This is a genomic window from Neisseria sp. P0008.S004, assembly GCF_051962755.1.
Taxonomy (GTDB): domain Bacteria; phylum Pseudomonadota; class Gammaproteobacteria; order Burkholderiales; family Neisseriaceae; genus Neisseria; species Neisseria subflava_A.
Genome location: NZ_JBQCUZ010000004.1, coordinates 112490 through 130968, shown reverse-complemented (window position 1 = coordinate 130968; position 18479 = coordinate 112490). Strand labels below are relative to the sequence as shown.

The 18479-nt window shown below is 50.3% G+C and carries 22 protein-coding genes; 18 read left to right on the top strand and 4 right to left on the bottom strand.

Annotation, left to right across the window (positions count from 1 at the left end; translation table 11 throughout):
* Positions 1–16 precede the first annotated feature (16 nt).
* Entirely contained in the window at positions 17–505 is a 489-nt protein-coding gene (locus ACTHSW_RS05675; RefSeq protein WP_168160499.1) for an ApeP family dehydratase, read from the bottom strand.
* 110 nt (positions 506–615) lie between these two features.
* On the opposite strand from ACTHSW_RS05675, the gene ACTHSW_RS05670 reads away from it, so the two are divergent.
* The 9 genes from ACTHSW_RS05670 to ACTHSW_RS05630 all read left to right on the top strand — a co-directional run bounded on the left by ACTHSW_RS05670 (position 616) and on the right by ACTHSW_RS05630 (position 7938).
* The gene (locus tag ACTHSW_RS05670; protein ID WP_070461760.1) at positions 616–1377 is read left to right on the top strand and encodes a beta-ketoacyl synthase chain length factor; all 762 of its coding nucleotides are present in this window, start codon (positions 616–618) and stop codon (positions 1375–1377) included.
* Entirely contained in the window at positions 1374–2132 is a 759-nt protein-coding gene (locus ACTHSW_RS05665; protein ID WP_049344240.1) for a lysophospholipid acyltransferase family protein, read from the top strand. Before ACTHSW_RS05670 ends, ACTHSW_RS05665 begins: the two co-directional genes overlap by 4 nt.
* A complete protein-coding gene (locus ACTHSW_RS05660) occupies positions 2129–2389 on the top strand; it encodes a phosphopantetheine-binding protein (RefSeq protein ID WP_003680822.1) in 261 nt (86 codons plus the stop codon). Before ACTHSW_RS05665 ends, ACTHSW_RS05660 begins: the two co-directional genes overlap by 4 nt.
* A gap of 12 nt (positions 2390–2401) precedes the next feature.
* Positions 2402–2650 carry an acyl carrier protein gene (locus ACTHSW_RS05655; protein WP_003680823.1) on the top strand — a complete coding sequence of 83 codons (249 nt, stop codon included), beginning with the start codon at positions 2402–2404 and terminating at the stop codon, positions 2648–2650.
* A 118-nt stretch (positions 2651–2768) separates the two neighbouring features.
* Positions 2769–3203, top strand: coding sequence for a hypothetical protein (locus ACTHSW_RS05650; protein WP_101755195.1), 435 nt, complete (start codon positions 2769–2771; stop codon positions 3201–3203).
* A gap of 269 nt (positions 3204–3472) precedes the next feature.
* Positions 3473–4258, top strand: coding sequence for a lysine exporter LysO family protein (locus tag ACTHSW_RS05645; RefSeq protein ID WP_070461758.1), 786 nt, complete (start codon positions 3473–3475; stop codon positions 4256–4258).
* Between the two features lie 78 nt (positions 4259–4336).
* Entirely contained in the window at positions 4337–4876 is a 540-nt protein-coding gene (locus ACTHSW_RS05640) for a septation protein IspZ (protein WP_070461757.1), read from the top strand.
* Positions 4877–5109: 233 nt separating this feature from the next.
* Positions 5110–6813: an AMP-binding protein gene (locus ACTHSW_RS05635; RefSeq protein WP_440373790.1), complete on the top strand. Its 1704-nt coding sequence runs from the start codon at positions 5110–5112 to the stop codon at positions 6811–6813.
* A gap of 36 nt (positions 6814–6849) precedes the next feature.
* Complete coding sequence (locus ACTHSW_RS05630) at positions 6850–7938, top strand: class I SAM-dependent methyltransferase (RefSeq protein ID WP_070461755.1); 1089 nt, start codon at positions 6850–6852, stop codon at positions 7936–7938.
* Positions 7939–8029: 91 nt separating this feature from the next.
* Here the strand turns inward: ACTHSW_RS05630 and ACTHSW_RS05625 are convergent, their stop codons facing one another.
* On the bottom strand, positions 8030–8686 hold the full coding sequence (locus ACTHSW_RS05625; protein WP_070461754.1) for a cytochrome b/b6 domain-containing protein: 657 nt from the start codon (positions 8684–8686) through the stop codon (positions 8030–8032).
* 53 nt (positions 8687–8739) lie between these two features.
* Between ACTHSW_RS05625 and ACTHSW_RS05620 the strand changes: the two genes are divergently transcribed.
* Both ACTHSW_RS05620 and ACTHSW_RS05615 read left to right on the top strand, forming a co-directional pair.
* Entirely contained in the window at positions 8740–9621 is an 882-nt protein-coding gene (locus tag ACTHSW_RS05620) for an NAD(P)H-hydrate dehydratase (protein WP_070461753.1), read from the top strand.
* A 150-nt stretch (positions 9622–9771) separates the two neighbouring features.
* On the top strand, positions 9772–10719 hold the full coding sequence (locus ACTHSW_RS05615) for a bile acid:sodium symporter family protein (protein ID WP_440373789.1): 948 nt from the start codon (positions 9772–9774) through the stop codon (positions 10717–10719).
* 97 nt (positions 10720–10816) lie between these two features.
* On the opposite strand, the gene ACTHSW_RS05610 is transcribed toward ACTHSW_RS05615, so the two are convergent.
* Positions 10817–11380: a YceI family protein gene (locus tag ACTHSW_RS05610; protein WP_070461751.1), complete on the bottom strand. Its 564-nt coding sequence runs from the start codon at positions 11378–11380 to the stop codon at positions 10817–10819.
* A 277-nt stretch (positions 11381–11657) separates the two neighbouring features.
* Here ACTHSW_RS05610 and ilvD point away from each other — a divergent pair, with 277 nt between their 5' ends.
* From ilvD to ubiE, 7 genes are all read left to right on the top strand, one after another.
* The gene (gene ilvD, locus ACTHSW_RS05605; protein WP_070461750.1) at positions 11658–13517 is read left to right on the top strand and encodes a dihydroxy-acid dehydratase; all 1860 of its coding nucleotides are present in this window, start codon (positions 11658–11660) and stop codon (positions 13515–13517) included.
* Positions 13518–13585: 68 nt separating this feature from the next.
* A complete protein-coding gene (locus tag ACTHSW_RS05600; protein WP_256388404.1) occupies positions 13586–13717 on the top strand; it encodes a hypothetical protein in 132 nt (43 codons plus the stop codon).
* A gap of 69 nt (positions 13718–13786) precedes the next feature.
* Positions 13787–15076: a CAP domain-containing protein gene (locus ACTHSW_RS05595; protein ID WP_070461749.1), complete on the top strand. Its 1290-nt coding sequence runs from the start codon at positions 13787–13789 to the stop codon at positions 15074–15076.
* Positions 15077–15152: 76 nt separating this feature from the next.
* A complete protein-coding gene (locus tag ACTHSW_RS05590; RefSeq protein WP_003679719.1) occupies positions 15153–15386 on the top strand; it encodes a hypothetical protein in 234 nt (77 codons plus the stop codon).
* Between the two features lies 1 nt (position 15387).
* A complete protein-coding gene (locus ACTHSW_RS05585) occupies positions 15388–15819 on the top strand; it encodes a gamma-butyrobetaine hydroxylase-like domain-containing protein (protein WP_070461748.1) in 432 nt (143 codons plus the stop codon).
* The gene (locus ACTHSW_RS05580; protein ID WP_283127021.1) at positions 15798–16205 is read left to right on the top strand and encodes an MBL fold metallo-hydrolase; all 408 of its coding nucleotides are present in this window, start codon (positions 15798–15800) and stop codon (positions 16203–16205) included. Before ACTHSW_RS05585 ends, ACTHSW_RS05580 begins: the two co-directional genes overlap by 22 nt.
* Before the next feature lie 29 nt (positions 16206–16234).
* Positions 16235–16972: a bifunctional demethylmenaquinone methyltransferase/2-methoxy-6-polyprenyl-1,4-benzoquinol methylase UbiE gene (ubiE, locus tag ACTHSW_RS05575; protein ID WP_004519946.1), complete on the top strand. Its 738-nt coding sequence runs from the start codon at positions 16235–16237 to the stop codon at positions 16970–16972.
* 166 nt (positions 16973–17138) lie between these two features.
* On the opposite strand, the gene ACTHSW_RS05570 is transcribed toward ubiE, so the two are convergent.
* On the bottom strand, positions 17139–18269 hold the full coding sequence (locus ACTHSW_RS05570) for a polyamine ABC transporter substrate-binding protein (protein ID WP_070461746.1): 1131 nt from the start codon (positions 18267–18269) through the stop codon (positions 17139–17141).
* Positions 18270–18479: the final 210 nt, after the last annotated feature.

Sequence of the window (18479 nt, the reverse complement as noted above, 5' to 3'; positions counted from 1 at the left end):
CGGCCTTGTAAACGGTTTAAATGACTTGACCGTCTTTCGGACTGTACACATTTAAAGAAGCTTTTGCCAGTAAACCGTCCGGCGGCAACAGATGCTTCACATCTTCCGGCGCATCCGTCCAGCGCAACTCGCAATCAAATACGCCCATGCCGCCCAAATCCTGAATGGACACATGCGCCCTGACTTCCAGCTCAGTACCGACAGGCACGGAATCGGCAAACAAATCCAGCTTGCGCGTTCCCAATAAAAAACCCAAGCGTACAGGCTCTCCGGCCTTTAAAGCCTCAATGCCTGCAAACGCGCCTATACCCTGCGCCATCAATTCCATATAAGCCATAGACGGCAACACGCCATCCTGCAGCAAAATATGCTTGTCGCCAACTGGCGCACAGCAAACCGTATAGTCATCGCCAAATTCTTTCACACAGTCGATAAGCACCATATGTCCGTTGTGCGGAAGTAGCGACGCCACATCATAAATCGGGGCACTCGGTATTGAAGGCATAAAATGTCATCCGGGAATAAATTACGTTACAATATGCATTATAACAGAGCCTAGCTTTTACTAACCCATTTCATTACAATGTATGAAAATGTAAAACATTGAAAGACATCATGCCTCAAAACGTTTGCCGTTTCAGCTTCAATATCGCCGCATGGCAGGCCTCCTCCAGCAAAATCAGTACGCCGGAGCAATGGCAGGACTGGGCACAGGGAAAACTCGATACCGCCTCCCTGCCGGAGTGCAAACCAGTGCTCTCCTTTTTGCCGCCTATGCAACGCCGCCGCTTGGGAAAAGCGGCGCGCTTGGTTTGTGATGCCGCATGGAATCTGGCCGACCAATATCCTGAAAGCGTCCCGGTGTACGTTTCGCACGACGGCGAAAGCAACCGCAGCTTTGAATTATGGCAAGAGCTTCTGAACACGCATACCGTCTCGCCGACCTCATTCGGCCTGTCCGTTCACAACGCGACGATTGGGCAATGGTCGATGTTGCGTAAAGACATGAGCGAACATACCGCGTTGGCCGTTGCCGCCGATTCCTTTGAAACCGCGCTGACTGAAGCATTCGCGCTTTTGCAAGACGGCGCGCCATCTGTTTTAGTGATTGTCGCCGATGATCCGTTGTCTGAAGACTATCCTGTCTTGGCTACACGTGCGCCGTTTGCCTATGCATTGGCACTGGTCATCACAAAGGGCGAAGACTATACCCTAAGCTTGGAAACCACATCCGCAAGGCCGTCTGAAAACCCTAACGATACAACAGTCGAGCCCTATTGGAGCAGCTTGGAGTGGGTACGCTTCCTGCTTTCAGACGGCCGACAACACACGCAACACTATGCCGGTAGAAACTGGTACTGGCAGAAAAACGCATGAAGACTTTAGACTATTTCCGTCGCTTTTTTGCCACACTCTTCGGCTTCATCCTCTTCGGCGTTGCAGGCGTATTGTTCAAAATCGCACTTTTGCCCTATACGCTCAAATCGACCAAAGGCGACATCAAACGCCAACTTGAAGCAAGACGCATGATAGGCAAAGTTTGGCGTTTCTTCGTCGGCTACCTGCAATGGTCGGGCGTATTGAGCGTCCGTTTCAACGGCTTGGAAAAACTCGGCAGGCCCGGCCAGCTCATTCTTGCCAACCATCCCTCGCTTTTGGATGTCGTCTTGCTGATCAGCCACTATTCCGAGCCAAACGTACTGGTAAAAAAAGACCTGCTGCACAACCCCAGCATGAAAAGCCAGATTATCGCTTCCGGCTACATCCCCAACGATGAAAGCATGGAAATGCTGGAAGAAATCGACGCCGTGTTCAAAAGCGGACAAAGTTTGCTGATTTTCCCCGAGGGCACGCGCACAGGTTGGGACGGACAGGTTAAAATGCACCGCGGCGCCGTATCACTCGGTTTGCGCAGTGCATCAGTCATCACGCCCGTGTGCATCAAGATGACGCCACCCAATTTTAAAAAAGGGCAACCGTGGTACAAAATCCCGCCACAAAAAATTCATTATGAAATTACCGTCGGCGACGACATCCTGCCGGAAGAATGGCTGGCAGAAAAACCCCTGCCCATCGCCGCACGCCGTTTAAACGAATACCTGCAAGACTATTTCACAAGGAAAACCACATGAGCAATTTAGAAAACCAAATCAAACAATTAATCATCGACAGCTTGGGCTTGGAAGACATTACCGTTGCCGACATCGGCAGCGAAGATCCACTTTTCGGCGACGACGGCCTGGGCCTGGATTCGGTTGATGCATTGGAACTTGGTTTGGCCGTACAAAAAACCTTCGGCTTCCAGCTCGACGGTGAAAACGACAACCTGCGCGAAAACTTCGCCAACGTCAAAACTTTAGCCGAGTTCGTCAAGAGCCGCCAAGCATAAGGGAGAGACAAGATGACCGAACAAGAAGTACGCACCCTGCTGACCGATGCACTGGTTAACCTGTTTGAAATCGAACCGGAACGCATCAAACCCGAAACCAACCTCTACGAAGATTTGGAAATCGACAGCATCGACGCTATCGACCTTATCGACCACATCAAACGCGAAACCGGCCGCAAACTGCAAGCCGAAGACTTCCGCAACGTGCGTACCGTAGAAGACGTGGTTCAAGCGGTCTTGAAAGTACAACAAGATTCCTGATTTTACTTTGAATCAGCATATTTTCAGACGGCCTTACCCACCGGCAAGGTCGTCTGAATATCAATAAACAACCTAATCATCAATCTTTCTCACTTATCCATAATATACAACTAACACCATGAAAAAATTCATTTCCCTACTGCTCTTACTCCCCGCCTTGTCTGCGCACGCTGAAATTTCCCTCATCAAAAAAATGACACATGCCGAGTGTATGCAAGTCATTCGTGATTCATTGGATATGTATAACGATATGGAGTTTTGTGAAAAAAACACGAACGAGGAAACTCAACGTAACGGGATGCTGGCATGGAATATGGCTGGATTTGCCAACAGCAAATCAGCAATGGCCCCTATCTGCCCAACGGTCAAAAAAATGACCAAACAAGAGCAGACTGAAATGTTTTCCCGCTATCCTAAATCTCATGAACCCAAAGAGGTTGCAAAATTCTGCACCTCGGAAAACCGTAACCGCATCGCCAAGCTTTATCCAAAATACTATAAGCTGCTCGTAGAACATGAAGCCTTTGAAAAAAATAAGGAAGAAAACGAATAATCCAAGACACCATCGACCTTATTGACCACATCAAATGCGAAACCGGCCGCAAACTGCAACTGGCAAACCTGCTCAAAGAACAATGATATTAATTGACTTCTCTCTTACGAAACAAAATATTTAATATCAAATCAATAATTTTCAACTGGAGAATTATAAATATGGAATCATCTTTATCATCGATCTTTATTGTTCTTGCATTGTTATCTACCGGTTTCCTATCTGGTAAATTTCTTGCACCACCCCTTCGACAAGTCCTACTCAAACCCTTGTCCTTTATTGTCCTGCTGCTGCTCTTTTTCATGGGCTATGAGTTCGGCGGCGTCTTTACCGACCCGAATCTGGGCGCGGACATCGTCAAATATGCCCTGCTGCTCGCACTGATTATCAGCGCGTTTACCTTGATTGCGCTTTATCGCAAACCCGAAGCCTCGACTGCTCCCACTCCATCGGGCAGCTTTATCAAACCCTTTTACGGCTGTTTCAAAGCCTTTGCTTTTTTCGGTTTGGGTGTCGCGGCATTTGCCTTTTTCGGGCGACAGGTCGGCAATCTGCCCATCGACAGCACCCATATCCTCTATCTGCTGATTTTCATGGTTGGCATGGACTTGGTTCATTTCCAGCTTGGCGGATTCGGACGTAGGATTTTCCTGCTGCCGCTTCTGACCGTTGCTGCAACCGCCGCCGCGTGTTTCGTTTTTTCGCTATGTTCGCCCTATTCGTTTGCCCAAAGCCTGGTATTGTCGGGCGGTTTCGGCTGGTTCTCCCTTTCGGGTCCTATGGTTGGAAAAGCGGTATCGCCCGAAATGGGTGCGGCAGCGTTTATGACCGATTTTTTCCGCGAAATGATCAGCATCGTCTTCCTGTATTTCTACGGACGAAAGCAGCCTATGGCGGCAATCGGCATTTCCGGCGCAGCAGCAATGGACTCCGCCCTGCCCTTTGTAAAAGAAAACTGCCGCGCCGAATACATCAAATACGCCGTCGTCAGCGGCTTTATCCTGACCCTTGTCGCACCGTTTTTTCTGTCCGCCGCCATTGCCATGCTGCACTGACCCTACTATTTTTCCAAACAACTTTCAGACGACCTTTCCCCCCTAAAACCCAAAAGTCGTCTGAAACCGAACACCATTATGAAAACACTGGGAAAATTCCTACTGACCCTTGCCAGCCTCGCCTATCCGCTTCTATGGTATTACGGAAGGGAAAACGGTGCGTTTTTCTGGCTTGCTGCGGCCATGTGTGTGTTATGGCTGATACGCGCCGCCATGCCGCAAACCACAGCCCAACGCATTACGGCGATTATCCTTGCTGCTTTTTTTGCGGCGGTACTGGCTTTCAGACGGCCTGACTCGATGTATTGGTATCCAGTCGCCGTCAATGCGCTGATGCTTGCCATTTTCGGCGGCAGCCTGTTTGCCAAACAAACCGTTATCGAACGCCTCGCCCGACTGCAACACCCCGACCTGCCGCCCGAAGGTGTGCGCCACACTCGACGCGTTACGAAAATCTGGTGCGCGTTCTTTATCTTCAACGGCGCAACCGCCGCCATTTTGGCAAGCTTGCAATATTACGATTGGTGGGCGGCTTATACAGGCATCGTGTCGTATGTGTTAATGGGAATATTATTTGCCGGAGAGTGGATTTATCGGAAATTAGTTTTGAAGGTTTAAACCATTAAAAATATTTCATCAATTATCAGCCTTTTGTAGACGGACAAAACGGCAAAACCGATCGGTTACTCCATTGCTTCAAAAGAAGTGAAAGCCATTCATTGGAAGAGTGGCAGGCAAATGATTACGAATTGGTACGCCAAACGACAAACAAACAATACGATGAATGCTTGGCCCAATTCAAAGAAGATACCAAGGCAAATACATCAAAATTATAAAACCTTAGAACCATCATGCACCTAACCCAAATTCTATCCCCCGACCTGCCCCAACACGACCTTATCGCTGCCCATCCGAATTGGACGCGTGCTGATTTCAACCGTGCGGTTTTTCATCTGTCAGGCCGTCTGAAACAGGCAGGCGTGCAAACGGCCGCGCTGTGGTTTGACGATGCCGCGCTGTTTGCCTGTGCCGTGTTGGCAGTGTGGCATTCTGGCGGAAAGGTTTTATTGCTGCCCAATTTGGCGCAAGACAATTTGGAGTGGGGAAAAACGGCAGAAGCGTTTTTAACGGATTCAACAGATAAAAAGCTGTCTTCAGACGGCCTGAACATCTGGCACTTGCCTGATGTATTGACTCAAACAGAATCGGAAGGACTGAGCACCTATCCTGAAAACCATCTGATTCCCGACCATGCCGAAGCATGGCTGAAAACATCAGGTTCCAGCGGTGAAGCGCAAATTATTGTGAAAACCGCCGCGCAGATGCAGGCAGAAGCCCTGACTTTGGCAAATACGCTGCCATTTGGACAACACGGTGAAACCGTGATCGGCAGCGTGATTCCGCAACATCTTTACGGCTTCACATTTCGCTTCGCACTCGCGCTGACAATGGGTTGGACTATGGAACGACAGCAGGCGGTTTATCCGGAAAACCTGCTTTCCAGCACGGCCGCACACGATAAAGTGGTTTGGATTGCCAGCCCGGCCGTACTCAACCGCTTGGGCGAAAACCGCAACTGGCAAAGTATCGGCCATAAAATTGCAGGCATTGTCTCGGCCGGCGGCGCGCTTCCTTCTGCCACGGCGGATTTGCTGCAACAGGCTGCCGTCCGCCCGTTTGAAGTTTATGGCAGTACCGAAACCGGCGTGATTGCCTCACGTTGCGAACGCCAAGAATGGCAGCCTTTCGAAGGCGTGGAAATCGGGCAAAACGAAGAAGGCGCACTTTGGGCTTCTTCGCCTTGGTCGCCCGAACGCCGCCAAACCGCCGATTTGATCGAGCCGCAAGATGACGGTTTTCTGTTACTCGGTCGCCAAGACCGCATTATTAAATTTGAGGACAAACGCGTGTCGCTGACCCAAATCGAACACGAACTTTTACAACACCCTTGGATTGCCGACGCCCACTGCGGCCGTCATCCGCAACACCAACGCATTGCCATATGGGCGGCATTGAACGCAGACGGTATCGCCGCCTTGCGTGAGAAAGGCCACGCTGCGGTCGCAGATACGCTCAAACGCCATCTGGCCGCCACGCAGGACACCATCGCCCTGCCGCGTTACTGGCGTTTTACTGACAGCCTGCCGCGCAATGCCCAAGCCAAAATCGCCGCGGCAGATTTTCAGACGGCCTTTACCGTTGCCCAAACTTCTCCCGTTTGGTCGAAAACATCATCTGACGATAAAACCAATACCGAAACTTTTATCGGCCGCGTGCCTTTGGATTTGGTTTATTTCGGCGGCCATTTTGCCACCTTCCCGCTGGTTCCCGGCGTGGTCGAGCTGCAATGGGTGCGCAACCTAATCGCGCCCCAGCCATGGGGCAAACAGCGCGTCATCCGCATCGAAAATCTAAAATATCAGCAGTTTATCCGTCCTCACGATGAAGTGTCGGTAGAGCTGAAATTTGATGAAGGTAAAAACAAACTGAGCTTTAAAATCAACAACGGAGAGCATCCGTGTGCATCAGGACGGATTGTGTTTGAGGCCGTCTGAATATACCTATTAACTTTTTAGTGGAAAACCAACAATATGCAACTCTTCCCTGCCCTAGAACAACGCTATTCCCACGAACACCAGTCCGCAGGCGAGGCTCAACGTCTGGCTCAAGAAATCGCTTTTGCACCGATTGTGTTCCAAGTTTCTCGCCTGATGGTGAAATTTGGCATTCTGGATTTGCTGAACGACCATCCAGACGGCCTCACTCAAGCTGACATCGCCGAAAAAGCGAAAATCAGCAACTACGCGGCACAAGTCCTGCTGGAAGCCTCGCTGTCTATCGGCACTGTCTTGACTCGCGACAACCGCTATTTCATCAGCAAGGCCGGTTGGTTTGTCCTCAAAGACAAAATGGCCCGCGTCAACATGGATTTCACGCAAGAAATCTGCTACCAAGGCATGTTTGATTTGGAAAAAACCCTGCAAACCGGCAAGCCCGAAGGCCTGAAAGTATTCGGCGACTGGCCGACCATTTACGAAGGCTTGTCTTCATTGCCAAGCATCGCGCAGGAAAAATGGTTTGCATTCGACCATTATTATTCCGACAACTCCTTCGCAGAAGCACTCAACACCGTGTTCGCCAAACCGGTTAAAAAACTGCTCGATGTCGGCGGCAATACCGGCCGCTGGGCGGAACAATGCGTCAACCACAATGCCGAAGTCGAAGTAACCATCATGGATCTGCCGCAACAAATCGGCTTGATGCGCGAAGCGACCAAAGGCAAAAACGGTGCGGACCGTATCCACGCCCATCCGGCCAACCTGCTTGATCCTGAAATTCCGTTCCCAACCGGTTTTGACGCGATCTGGATGAGCCAATTCCTAGACTGTTTCACCGAGGAACAAGCTACCAGCATTCTTCAACGCGCCGCTGCATCTATGAGCGAAAACACCAGCCTCTACATCATGGAGCCTTTCTGGGACAGACAACGCTACGAAACCGCCGCCTACTGCCTGACCATGACCAGCCTGTATTTCACTGCCATGGCCAACGGCAACAGCAAAATCTTCCACTCTGAAGACCTAATCCGTTGCGTCGAAAAAGCCGGATTGAAAGTAGCGGAAGTTTCAGACGGCATCGGCCGCGGCCACAGCATCTTGCGCTGCGTTAAGGCCGTCTGAACATCATCTTTTAAACCCTAAAAATAAACCGACCCCAACAACCATTTCGGCTATCGGGGTCGGTTTGTTTTTAGGTATCAGCCTTAAAACATCAACCGCGCAACATCCATACTGCGCACACTAACGCAATCGCCACCGACAAAGCGGCAAGCAGTTGTCCCACTCCGGCCAACTTAGGCTGCTTGGCATCGATGGTTTTAAAGCCGCTCATCATTGGCGTAATCAAATCCTGTTTTTTCACAAAGCGATACAGCAAAACAGCCGCGATATGTACACCCGCCAAAACAGCTAAAACATTAAAGAAATTGACATGGATTTTTCGCGCCAGCGTACCGGCGTGTTCGCTGACCAAATGATTTAAAAAGCCGGAATTGGTAAACGTATTTTCATCGGCGGCAAATAAACCTGTAGCCGTCTGAAAAACCAAGGCGGCCAATAAAGCGATGACCATCAGCGCGCCCAAAGGATTGTGGCCGACCAATTCGTCTTCAGACATTCGGCCTTGCGTGTAGCGGCGGATTTCGGAAAACGGGCGCACAAATTGGCTGAATTTTGCCGTATCGCTACCCCAAATCCCCCAGCACAAACGAAAAGCCACCAACGCTAGCATCAACAAGCCGCCGCGCAAGTGCCATATCAGCATATCGCCGCCTTGGGTTGCGCTGTACCACATGAATCCCATCAATAACACCAAGAGCCAATGGAACAGGCGCGTAGGTGCATCCCAAACTTTTATTTTTTGCTTCATTACCTTTTACTTTCTGATTTAAAATTAAATTTCTTATCTTGGAAGGTTACGCCATGCAGCCCATCTACACGCTTCCCGAATCGCTTCAAGCTTTTCAGACGGCCTTAGCATTTCCCGACGTATTCCACCCCCGCGCACAAGAATCGCACAAAGGCACATACGGCACGCTTGCCATTATCGGCGGCGCAACGGGAATGAGCGGTGCAGTGGTTTTGGCAGCTACAGCCGCCATGTATCAAGGATGCGGCAAGGTTTGGGCAGGCTTCAACCAAGCCATGCTGCCTTTTGCCATTATTCCCGAACGCCCTGAAATTATGCTCGCTACTGCGACCCAATTGATGGAGCGCAACGATGTCAGCGCACGCGTAATCGGTTGCGGCTTTGGTTTGGACGGATTATCAGAGCATCTGCTGCCCCAAATACTGTCTACACACCACGACCGGCCTTTATTGCTCGATGCCGATGCTTTAACACTGCTTGCCCGTTCTCCCGAATTGGCCGAACGCCTCAAATTGTACAAACATATCATCTTGACACCTCATCCGGCCGAAGCCGCCCGCTTACTCGGCACCGATACCCAATCAGTTCAAGCCGACAGGCAAAAAGCCGTAACCGAAATCAGCCAAAAATATGGCGCGACTGTCGTATTGAAAGGCCATCATACATTAGTTGCCGCAACTGACGGCATGACCTATACCAACACCAGCGGCAATGCCGGTTTGGCCACCGCCGGCAGCGGCGATGTCTTGAGCGGCATTATCGGCAGCCTACTGGCACAAGGCATTCCGACATTCCAAGCCGCCTGCGCCGGCGTATGGCTGCACGGAGCGGCAGCCGATGTTATCAAACACAGCGGCAAAATCGAAACCGGTATGCTCGCCGGAGAAATCGCACCTGCCGCCCGATGGCTGCGCAATATTTTATCAAAAGAATAATGCCGTCTATATCATAAATACAAATTGCAGGCCGTCTGAAAATCAATCTCTATTTTCAGACGGCCTGGTTTATTTTTAAGTCATTTTGCAAATTAAGGTTAAGGCGTGTATCCTTGATTTCCCTTAAAAACAACTTCACAACATATTATCATGAGTATCTTCAATAAAATCAGCAACTTTATTGGAAAAACATTTTCCCTTTGGGCTGCGCTCTTTGCCGGTATCGCTTTTTTCTCACCCGATACCTTCAAATGGGTCGGCCCTTACATTCCTTGGCTTCTGGGCATCATCATGTTCGGCACGGGCTTGACCCTCAAACCTTCCGACTTTGACATTTTGTTCAAACACCCCAAAGCCGTCATTATCGGCGTGATTGCCCAATTTGCCATCATGCCTGCAACTGCCTATCTGCTGGCGAAACTGTTGGACCTGCCTGCCGAAATCGCGGTTGGTGTGATTTTGGTCGGCTGCTGCCCGGGCGGTACGGCTTCCAATGTAATGACTTATCTGGCGCGCGGAAATGTGGCTTTGTCGGTTGCCGTTACATCGGTTTCTACTCTGATTTCCCCATTGCTGACCCCTGCTATCTTCCTGATACTTGCCGGTGAAATGCTGGAAATCCAAGCGGGCAGTATGTTGATGTCCATCGTCAAAATGGTTTTGTTCCCCATCGTTTTGGGCTTGATTGTCCATAAAGTCTTGGGCAACAAAACTGAAAAACTGACCGACGCGCTGCCGCTGGTTTCCGTTGCCGCCATCGTGCTGATTATCGGCGCGGTAGTCGGCGCCAGCAAAGGCAAGATTATTGAAAGCGGCCTGCTGATTTTCGCGGTTGTCGTACTCCACAACGGCATCGGTTATCTGCTCGGCTTCTTTGCCGCCAAATGGACCGGCCTGCCTTATGATGCACAAAAAACGCTGGCCATCGAAGTCGGTATGCAAAACTCAGGCTTAGGCGCCGCGCTTGCCGCCGCACACTTTGCCGCCGCGCCGGTTGTTGCCGTTCCCAGCGCGTTGTTCAGCGTGTGGCACAATATCTCCGGCTCACTCCTGGCAACTTATTGGGCAGCCAAAGCCGATAAAAATAAAGAATCCTAAACGTCTTTAATCATAAGGCCGTCTGAACAGGGATAAACGAAATCAACGATTTCTGCCTTACCTGTTCAGACGGCCTTTATTTTGAAATCAAGCAGGATTATTGTTTCACTGCTTCGATTTGGATATTGATGTTAACTTTTTTGCTCATACCGGCACTCACCAAATAATCCAAGCCCCATTTGGTACGGTCGATGGTGGTGCTGAAGTCGCCGCCACACACTTCTGCTTTTGCCATCGGGCTTTGGTAGCAGTTGAATTTGTCAGCTTTGAGTTTCACCGGCGCAGTTTTGCCGTTCATGGTCAGATTGCCGTCAACGGAAAGCAGTTTTTTGCCGTTGAAATTGAATTTGGTGGATACAAAACGGATTTCAGGGTATTTGTCTGCATTGAAAATATCGGCAGATTTCAAATGTTGAGTAAAGCGATCTGAACCGGTTTGCAGTTTGGACAAAGGCAATACGATATCGATTGAGCCTTGGCGTTTGGCACGGTCAAATTCCAAATTACCGGTCAAACCATAAATACCGCCGACGTTGGTGCTGGTGTTGAAATGGTCGATGGCAAAGCGGGCATTGGCATGGAATTCGTCCACTTTATAAACAGCGGCAGACGCAGCAGAAGCCAATATGGCCGAACACAATGCAAACATGATTTTTTTCATCGTCTTATCCTTAGAAATGTGAGAAGTTCCCTATCATATCACTTTTTGACACCAACATCTTTTGCAACTGGGAAAGACAGCGTTTCATCCAAGAAAACTTCAGGCCGTCTGAAAGAATGAGCAGCAAATTCAGGTGAAGCAAATACAGTTTAGTTTTATTACAAAATAGCGTGCTTCATCGCTCGTAATTGGTATAAAATAGCCAGTTATTTCTACAACGGGCCGCCAACCAACCAGCCTATTTCAGACGGCCTCAGCATAAAACAAAGGAACAAAAATGCCTGAATACCGCTCCAAAACCTCTACCCACGGCCGCAATATGGCAGGTGCGCGCGCATTGTGGCGTGCGACCGGCGTAATGGAAACCGACTTCGGCAAACCGATTATCGCCATTGCCAACTCCTTCACCCAATTCGTCCCAGGCCATGTGCACCTGCACAATATGGGCCAACTGGTTGCCCGTGAAATCGAAAAAGCCGGCGGCATTGCCAAAGAATTCAACACCATTGCCATTGACGACGGTATCGCCATGGGCCACAGCGGTATGCTCTACTCCCTGCCCAGCCGCGACCTGATTGCCGACTCTATCGAATACATGGTGAATGCCCACTGCGCCGACGCGCTGGTGTGCATTTCCAACTGCGACAAAATTACCCCGGGCATGCTGATTGCCGCCATGCGCCTGAACATTCCGACCATCTTCGTTTCCGGCGGCCCTATGGAAGCCGGTAAAGTTATCGGAGTTGCAAACATTCAACCCGAACGCCGTTTGGACTTGATTGACGCCATGATCGAATCGGCTGACGACAATATCAGCGACAAGCAAGTCGAAGAAGTCGAACAAAACGCCTGCCCGACTTGCGGCTCCTGCTCAGGCATGTTTACCGCTAACTCCATGAACTGCCTGACCGAAGCACTCGGCCTTTCCCTGCCGGGCAATGGTTCATACTTGGCGACCCACGCAGGCCGCAAAGAATTGTTCCTCGAAGCCGGCCGCATGATTGTCGAAATCACCAAACGCTACTACGAACAAGACGACGAAACCGTGTTGCCGCGCAGCATTGCCACCAAAAAAGCGTTTGAAAACGCCATGACCATGGACATTGCCATGGGCGGCTCTACCAATACCATTTTGCACCTGTTGGCCGTTGCCAACGAAGCCGGTGTCGATTTCAAAATGGCAGACATCGACCGCCTGAGCCGCGTTGTACCTTGCATCTGCAAAACCGCGCCAAACAACCACGACTACTACATGGAAGACGTGCATCGCGCAGGCGGCATCTTCGCTATCCTGAAAGAATTGGACAAAGCAGGCAAACTGCACACCGACGTGTACACCATCCACGCGCCGACACTGAAAGATGCGATTGAAAAATGGGACGTGACCAACCCTGAAAACACCCATGCCATCGAGCGTTTCAAAGCGGCTCCCGGCGGCGTGCGCACTACTCAGGCGTTCTCGCAAAACCGTATGTGGAAAACCCTAGACCTCGACCGCGAAAAAGGCTGTATCCGCGATGTCGAACATGCCTACTCGCAAGACGGCGGCTTGGCAGTATTGTTCGGCAACATTGCCGAGCGCGGTTGCGTAGTGAAAACCGCAGGCGTGGACGAGAGCATCCTCAAATTTACCGGCCGCGCCCGCGTATTTGAAAGCCAAGAAGATGCAGTAGAAGGCATTTTGGGCAACCAAATCGTGGCAGGCGATATCGTCATCATCCGCTACGAAGGCCCTAAAGGCGGCCCGGGCATGCAAGAAATGCTGTACCCGACTTCTTACCTGAAATCCAAAGGTTTGGGCAAAGCCTGTGCCCTCCTGACCGACGGTCGCTTCTCCGGCGGTACTTCCGGTCTGTCCATCGGCCACGCTTCGCCTGAAGCGGCAGAAGGCGGCGCCATCGGTTTGGTACACGAAGGCGACACCATCGAAATCGATATTCCAAACCGCAGCATCCACCTTGTCATTTCCGATGAAGAGCTTGCCGCACGCCGTGCCGAAATGGAAGCACGCGGCAGTAAAGCGTGGAAACCGGAAAACCGCGACCGCCACGTCTCCGCAGCCCTGCGTGCCTACGGCGCGATGGCGACTTCCGCCGACAAAGGCGCAGTACGCGACGTATCGCAAATCGAACGTTAATTAACCTGACTTAAGGCCGTCTGAACGCTTTCAAGTGTTTCAGACGGCCTTCATTCAAACGGACAAATATGGACAAATTCATTTTAGCGATGATTGGCATGGCCATTGCCCTCTTGATTATTATTGGCGGCGGATTTATCGCTGTCGAATATTTCAAATCCCATCCTGAAGCATTCCAAGTCAAGCCGCTATCAAAATAATCATTTAACGGCATGAGTTTCAAGGGGGAAAGAGCCGTAGCTCAAGGCCGTCTGAACGCAGTACATATAATGAAACACATTCTTTACTGGCTGGGTGGTTTTGCCGTCACCCTCGGCATATTCCAATACTACGAAACCCATCGCTATTCCGAAGACCAGCTCATCTATGCCCAACCGCCACAAAATCGTTCTGCCGTTGCCGATTTTGACGCTTTGGCGTATTTAAACTTCCTCCGCGCCTCAGCCAATCTGCCCGCACTGGCGCACTCAGCCACACTCGAACGTGCCGCGCGCAATCATGCCCGCTATCTGCTGCAAAACCCTGACGACGGACATGACGAACACAATACACACAATCCCTTTTATACAGGCCCACGCCCATCAGACCGCACGCGCAAAGCCGGTTATGCCTATAAAGGCGTGCACGAAAACGTCAGCACCGGCCAGCATCCGCCAAACGAAAAAATCAACAGCCATCTACCTGCCCAACATCAGCTGGATAATCTGATGACGGCGATTTACCACCGTCTCTCCTTACTCGATCAAAATATCGACGAGGCCGGAGCCGCATTTGAATCGCAAGGCAAACAAATCGCGCTGAGCATCAATCAGGGCGACAGCAGATTCAACAGCCTCTGCCAAAAAAACCGCCCCCTCTCCGACCTCAGCCGCTCGTTTTATCAAGATGCCTGTCATGGCCATTCCATTGTTTATGCGGATGAAATCTCCAACCGCAAATTCCGGCCTTACATCACCTATCCGCAAGGCAACTTCGCTTTACCGGTTTTCCATGGCGAACGTCCCGACCCTATGCCTCATTATGAAATGACCGGCAATCCGGTCAGCATCGCGTTCTCAGAACAATCGCCTCCGGTCAAAATGCGTTCGTTCAAACTGTATCAGGACACAAAAGAAATCAGAGACGTCAAAATATTAGATAAAGATAATGACCCAAACCGCCTCCTGACCGAACGTCAATTTGCGCTGTTTCCTTTGCAGCCATTGGAATACGACACCAACTACCGTGCCGCGTTCGAATACCGTCAAAACGGAAAAGACAAAACGGCCGAATGGACATTCAGCACGCAAAAACCCGATTACCCTTACTTCATCGTCAAAGGCGGCGAAACGCTGGCCATCGAATCCGGACAAAAATATTTTATCCATTGGCAAGATTTTTGGTGCTTGAAACAATGCGAACGCTACAACTACCGCATGAACCGCGACACCCAACTCGACATTATCGAGCGGCAGGCCGGCGGCATCATTATCCGTGTCAACGGAAGCAAAGGCAGCAGCATCCGCTTAATGCCCGAAGGCGAAGACAGGCGCGCCATTACACTTTATTTATGGAAATAAAGCCGTTTTCAGACGGCATGAAGCACCAAAAAGCTGATAAAATACCGCCTCACTACCCTAGGGCAAGCTATCCAATATGACCAAACATCCGCAAACAGCAGCCAATACTCGCTATGCCTTTGCCAGCATTGCCGCCATGTTGGCCGCGTTTTTACTGTTCGTTGCCGTGATGTTGTTGCCTTTGGGGCTGACGGCGGACACCCAAGTGAGCCTGATACGGTTTTCACTCTACGCAATCGTGCTGTTTGCCGTACTTGGCGGTATTTTTTCTGTACGTGTTGCCTATTTGCGTAAAAAGAACGGAGCATGACATGACCCAAGCCGATAAAATTCCACAAGAAATCCGCCTCCAGCAAGAGCGGCGCGTACTGACTTTGGTCTATGCTGACGGTGCCAAGAGCCTTCCTGCCGAATACCTGCGCGTGTACTCGCCCAGCGCGGAAGTGCGTGGACACGGTGCCGGTCAAGATGTATTGCAAACAGGCAAAGCCGAAGTCAGCATTACCGATTTAGACCCCGTCGGCCAATACGCATTGAAAATTACTTTTTCAGACGGCCACGACAGCGGCCTTTACGATTGGGACTATCTCTACCGACTGGCGCACAATCAAGACGCGCTCTGGCAAGACTATCTCGACCGCCTCGAAAAAGCCGGCGCGTCCAGAACACCAAGTGCCGAAGACTTAAAACCCAAACACACGCATTCCTGCGGTAGTGGTGGTTGCGGCGGAAAGGTCGTCTGAAAAAAGGCGAGACCGTAACATTCAACGATGGCAGAATCATTGACGGCAAAGCATTCCTCTCCCCGCCCAAAAAAGGACGGGTAGTGGCCATTTTCGGCGATACCCAAGCCCGTCCGCAAGCAGTACGCGCCGCACAAAACGCAGACGTTTTGGTGCATAAAGCAACCTTTGCGACAGGCAATGAAGAGACAGCGGAACGAGTATTCCATTCGACCGTATCCGATGCCGCCAAGCTGGCCTTGCAAGCCAATGTGAAACAACTTTACCTGATCCACATCAGCGCACGTTATACCGAAGAAGAACAACGCCTGATGCTGGAGCGGCAGGCACAAACTATATTTCCCGCGTCGAAAGTGGTTGGCGATTTCGACGTATTCGATATCTGAATCCGTATTATTTTAAGAAGGCAGACACTATGAGCGACCACAAAACCCATTTCGGCTTCTCTACCGTTGACGAAGACGAAAAAGCAGGCAAAGTTGCCGAAGTCTTCCACTCCGTGGCAAAAAACTACGACATTATGAATGACGTAATGTCCGGCGGTCTGCACCGTGTTTGGAAACATTTCACCATCAATACCGCCCGCCTGAAAAAAGGCGACAAAGTATTGGACATCGCCGGCGGCACAGGCGATTTGTCCCGAGGCTGGGCAAAACGCGTGGGCAAAGAAGGCGAAGTTTGGCTGACAGACATCAATTCCTCCATGCTGACGGTCGGCCGCGACCGCCTGCTCAACGAAGGCATGATTCTGCCCGTATCGTTGGCAGACGCTGAAAAATTGCCATTCCCCGACAACTATTTCAATCTGGTTTCCGTCGCGTTCGGCCTGCGCAACATGACGCACAAAGATGCCGCGCTGAAAGAAATGTACCGAGTATTGAAACCGGGCGGCACCCTGCTGGTGTTGGAATTCTCCAAAGTGTACAAACCTTTGGAAGGCGTGTACGACCTCTACTCTTTCAAACTATTGCCGATTATGGGCAAACTGATTGCCAAAGATGCCGACAGCTACCAATACCTCGCCGAGTCTATCCGTATGCACCCCGACCAAGAAACCTTAAAGCAAATGATGCTGGATGCAGGCTTTGACAGCGTGGATTACCACAACATGAGCGCAGGCATCGTTGCACTGCATAAAGGCGTGAAATTCTAAGACCGTCTGAAACAAACACAAAGGGCGTGATTGATATACACGCCCTTTGTTTTTAAACCTTACCCAAGCCAAGCTAATACAAACCAAAGGCCGTCTGAACAGCCGTAAAACGAAATCAAGGATTTCGGTTACACCATTCAGACGGCCTTAATACGTTTAAATCAGCTTATGTCCCTGCTTTCACGCTTTGCCATTGACGGACCATAAATTTCAATGCCGCCGGCTGGATAGGTACCATGATAAAGCTGTTTTTCAAATCCTCCTCGGTTGGGAAAATCGTATTGTCGTTTCTAAACTCTTCATCCATCAGCTCCTGAGCCGGTTTGCTGGATGGCGCATAAGTAACAAAATTGCCGTTTTTCGCCGCAACTTCAGGATCTAAGAAATCATTGATATACGCATGGGCATTGGCCACATGTTTAGCATCTTTCGGAATCACAAACGAGTCTACCCAAATTCCCACGCCCTCTTTCGGCATCATCACACGGATTTTTTCTTTGCCGCCTGCTTCTTCGGCACGGCGTTTGGCAATATTCAAATCGCCGCCGAAGCCAATCGTTACGCAAGTATCGCCGCGCGCCAAATCATCGATAAAACCGGACGAGGTAAAACGCTTGATGTACGGACGGTTTTTCTTCAAGACTTCTGTAGCCGCCTTAATATCCGCCGTTTCGCTGCTGTTTGGATTTTTACCCATATAGTTCAATACCATAGGATAAATCTCCGCTGCGCTGTCCAAATAGCTGATGCCGCATTGCTTGAGTTTGGACGTGTATTCGGGGTTAAACACCAAATCCCATTGATTGTCCGGCAGCTGATCCGTGCCCAAAGCCTTTTTCACACGCTCGGTATTGATAGCGAAGGTGTTAGTACCCCAATAAAACGGAACGGCATATTCGTGGTTCGGATCAACGCCTTCCATCAGTTTCATCAACTGAGGATTCAAGTTTTTATAGTTGGGAATCAGGGATTTGTCGATTTTCTGATACGCACCTGCCTTAATCTGCCTACCGACAAACGCATTGGAAGGACCTACGATGTCGTAACCCGACTTGCCGGTCAACACCTTGCTCTCCAGCGTTTCATCGCTGTCATATACATCGTAAGTTACTGCGATACCGTGTTTTTTCTCAAACGCGGCAACCGTCTCGGGATCAACATATTCCGACCAGTTGTAAATGCTCAATACCTTTTGATTATCGGTTTGAGCCGCCTTGTCGGCAGAAGTTTTGTCCGAGCCGCCGCAGCCGGCCAGTGCCAGCGCAGTCAGTACGATAAGGGGCAGATGTTTGGTCATTATCATTCCTTGCGTATCCGGTTGAAAATAGAGAGGCATTATAAAGCAGGCAAGCCCGAGCGGATAGGCTTCATTGTTAAAAGATATCGTCCCGCTTAAGGCCGTCTGAAAGACAGATTGCAATCAACTTAAAACCTTTCTGCCGATAGCTTGAAATATGGTTTTGCGGTAAGATAACGCCCATTCGTTTTTAATCTCAACGCGCCGTCC

Bases quoted from the DNA above. Each gene is read 5' to 3' on its own strand.
- ACTHSW_RS05675 (WP_168160499.1), bottom strand. From the start codon at position 505: ATGCCTTCAATACCGAGTGCCCCGATTTATGATGTGGCGTCGCTACTT.
- ACTHSW_RS05670 (WP_070461760.1), top strand. From the start codon at position 616: ATGCCTCAAAACGTTTGCCGTTTCAGCTTCAATATCGCCGCATGGCAG.
- ACTHSW_RS05665 (WP_049344240.1), top strand. From the start codon at position 1,374: ATGAAGACTTTAGACTATTTCCGTCGCTTTTTTGCCACACTCTTCGGC.
- ACTHSW_RS05660 (WP_003680822.1), top strand. From the start codon at position 2,129: ATGAGCAATTTAGAAAACCAAATCAAACAATTAATCATCGACAGCTTG.
- ACTHSW_RS05655 (WP_003680823.1), top strand. From the start codon at position 2,402: ATGACCGAACAAGAAGTACGCACCCTGCTGACCGATGCACTGGTTAAC.
- ACTHSW_RS05650 (WP_101755195.1), top strand. From the start codon at position 2,769: ATGAAAAAATTCATTTCCCTACTGCTCTTACTCCCCGCCTTGTCTGCG.
- ACTHSW_RS05640 (WP_070461757.1), top strand. From the start codon at position 4,337: ATGAAAACACTGGGAAAATTCCTACTGACCCTTGCCAGCCTCGCCTAT.
- ACTHSW_RS05635 (WP_440373790.1), top strand. From the start codon at position 5,110: ATGCACCTAACCCAAATTCTATCCCCCGACCTGCCCCAACACGACCTT.
- ACTHSW_RS05630 (WP_070461755.1), top strand. From the start codon at position 6,850: ATGCAACTCTTCCCTGCCCTAGAACAACGCTATTCCCACGAACACCAG.
- ACTHSW_RS05625 (WP_070461754.1), bottom strand. From the start codon at position 8,686: ATGAAGCAAAAAATAAAAGTTTGGGATGCACCTACGCGCCTGTTCCAT.
- ACTHSW_RS05620 (WP_070461753.1), top strand. From the start codon at position 8,740: ATGCAGCCCATCTACACGCTTCCCGAATCGCTTCAAGCTTTTCAGACG.
- ACTHSW_RS05615 (WP_440373789.1), top strand. From the start codon at position 9,772: ATGAGTATCTTCAATAAAATCAGCAACTTTATTGGAAAAACATTTTCC.
- ACTHSW_RS05610 (WP_070461751.1), bottom strand. From the start codon at position 11,380: ATGAAAAAAATCATGTTTGCATTGTGTTCGGCCATATTGGCTTCTGCT.
- ilvD (WP_070461750.1), top strand. From the start codon at position 11,658: ATGCCTGAATACCGCTCCAAAACCTCTACCCACGGCCGCAATATGGCA.
- ACTHSW_RS05600 (WP_256388404.1), top strand. From the start codon at position 13,586: ATGGACAAATTCATTTTAGCGATGATTGGCATGGCCATTGCCCTCTTG.
- ACTHSW_RS05595 (WP_070461749.1), top strand. From the start codon at position 13,787: ATGAAACACATTCTTTACTGGCTGGGTGGTTTTGCCGTCACCCTCGGC.
- ACTHSW_RS05590 (WP_003679719.1), top strand. From the start codon at position 15,153: ATGACCAAACATCCGCAAACAGCAGCCAATACTCGCTATGCCTTTGCC.
- ACTHSW_RS05585 (WP_070461748.1), top strand. From the start codon at position 15,388: ATGACCCAAGCCGATAAAATTCCACAAGAAATCCGCCTCCAGCAAGAG.
- ubiE (WP_004519946.1), top strand. From the start codon at position 16,235: ATGAGCGACCACAAAACCCATTTCGGCTTCTCTACCGTTGACGAAGAC.
- ACTHSW_RS05570 (WP_070461746.1), bottom strand. From the start codon at position 18,269: ATGACCAAACATCTGCCCCTTATCGTACTGACTGCGCTGGCACTGGCC.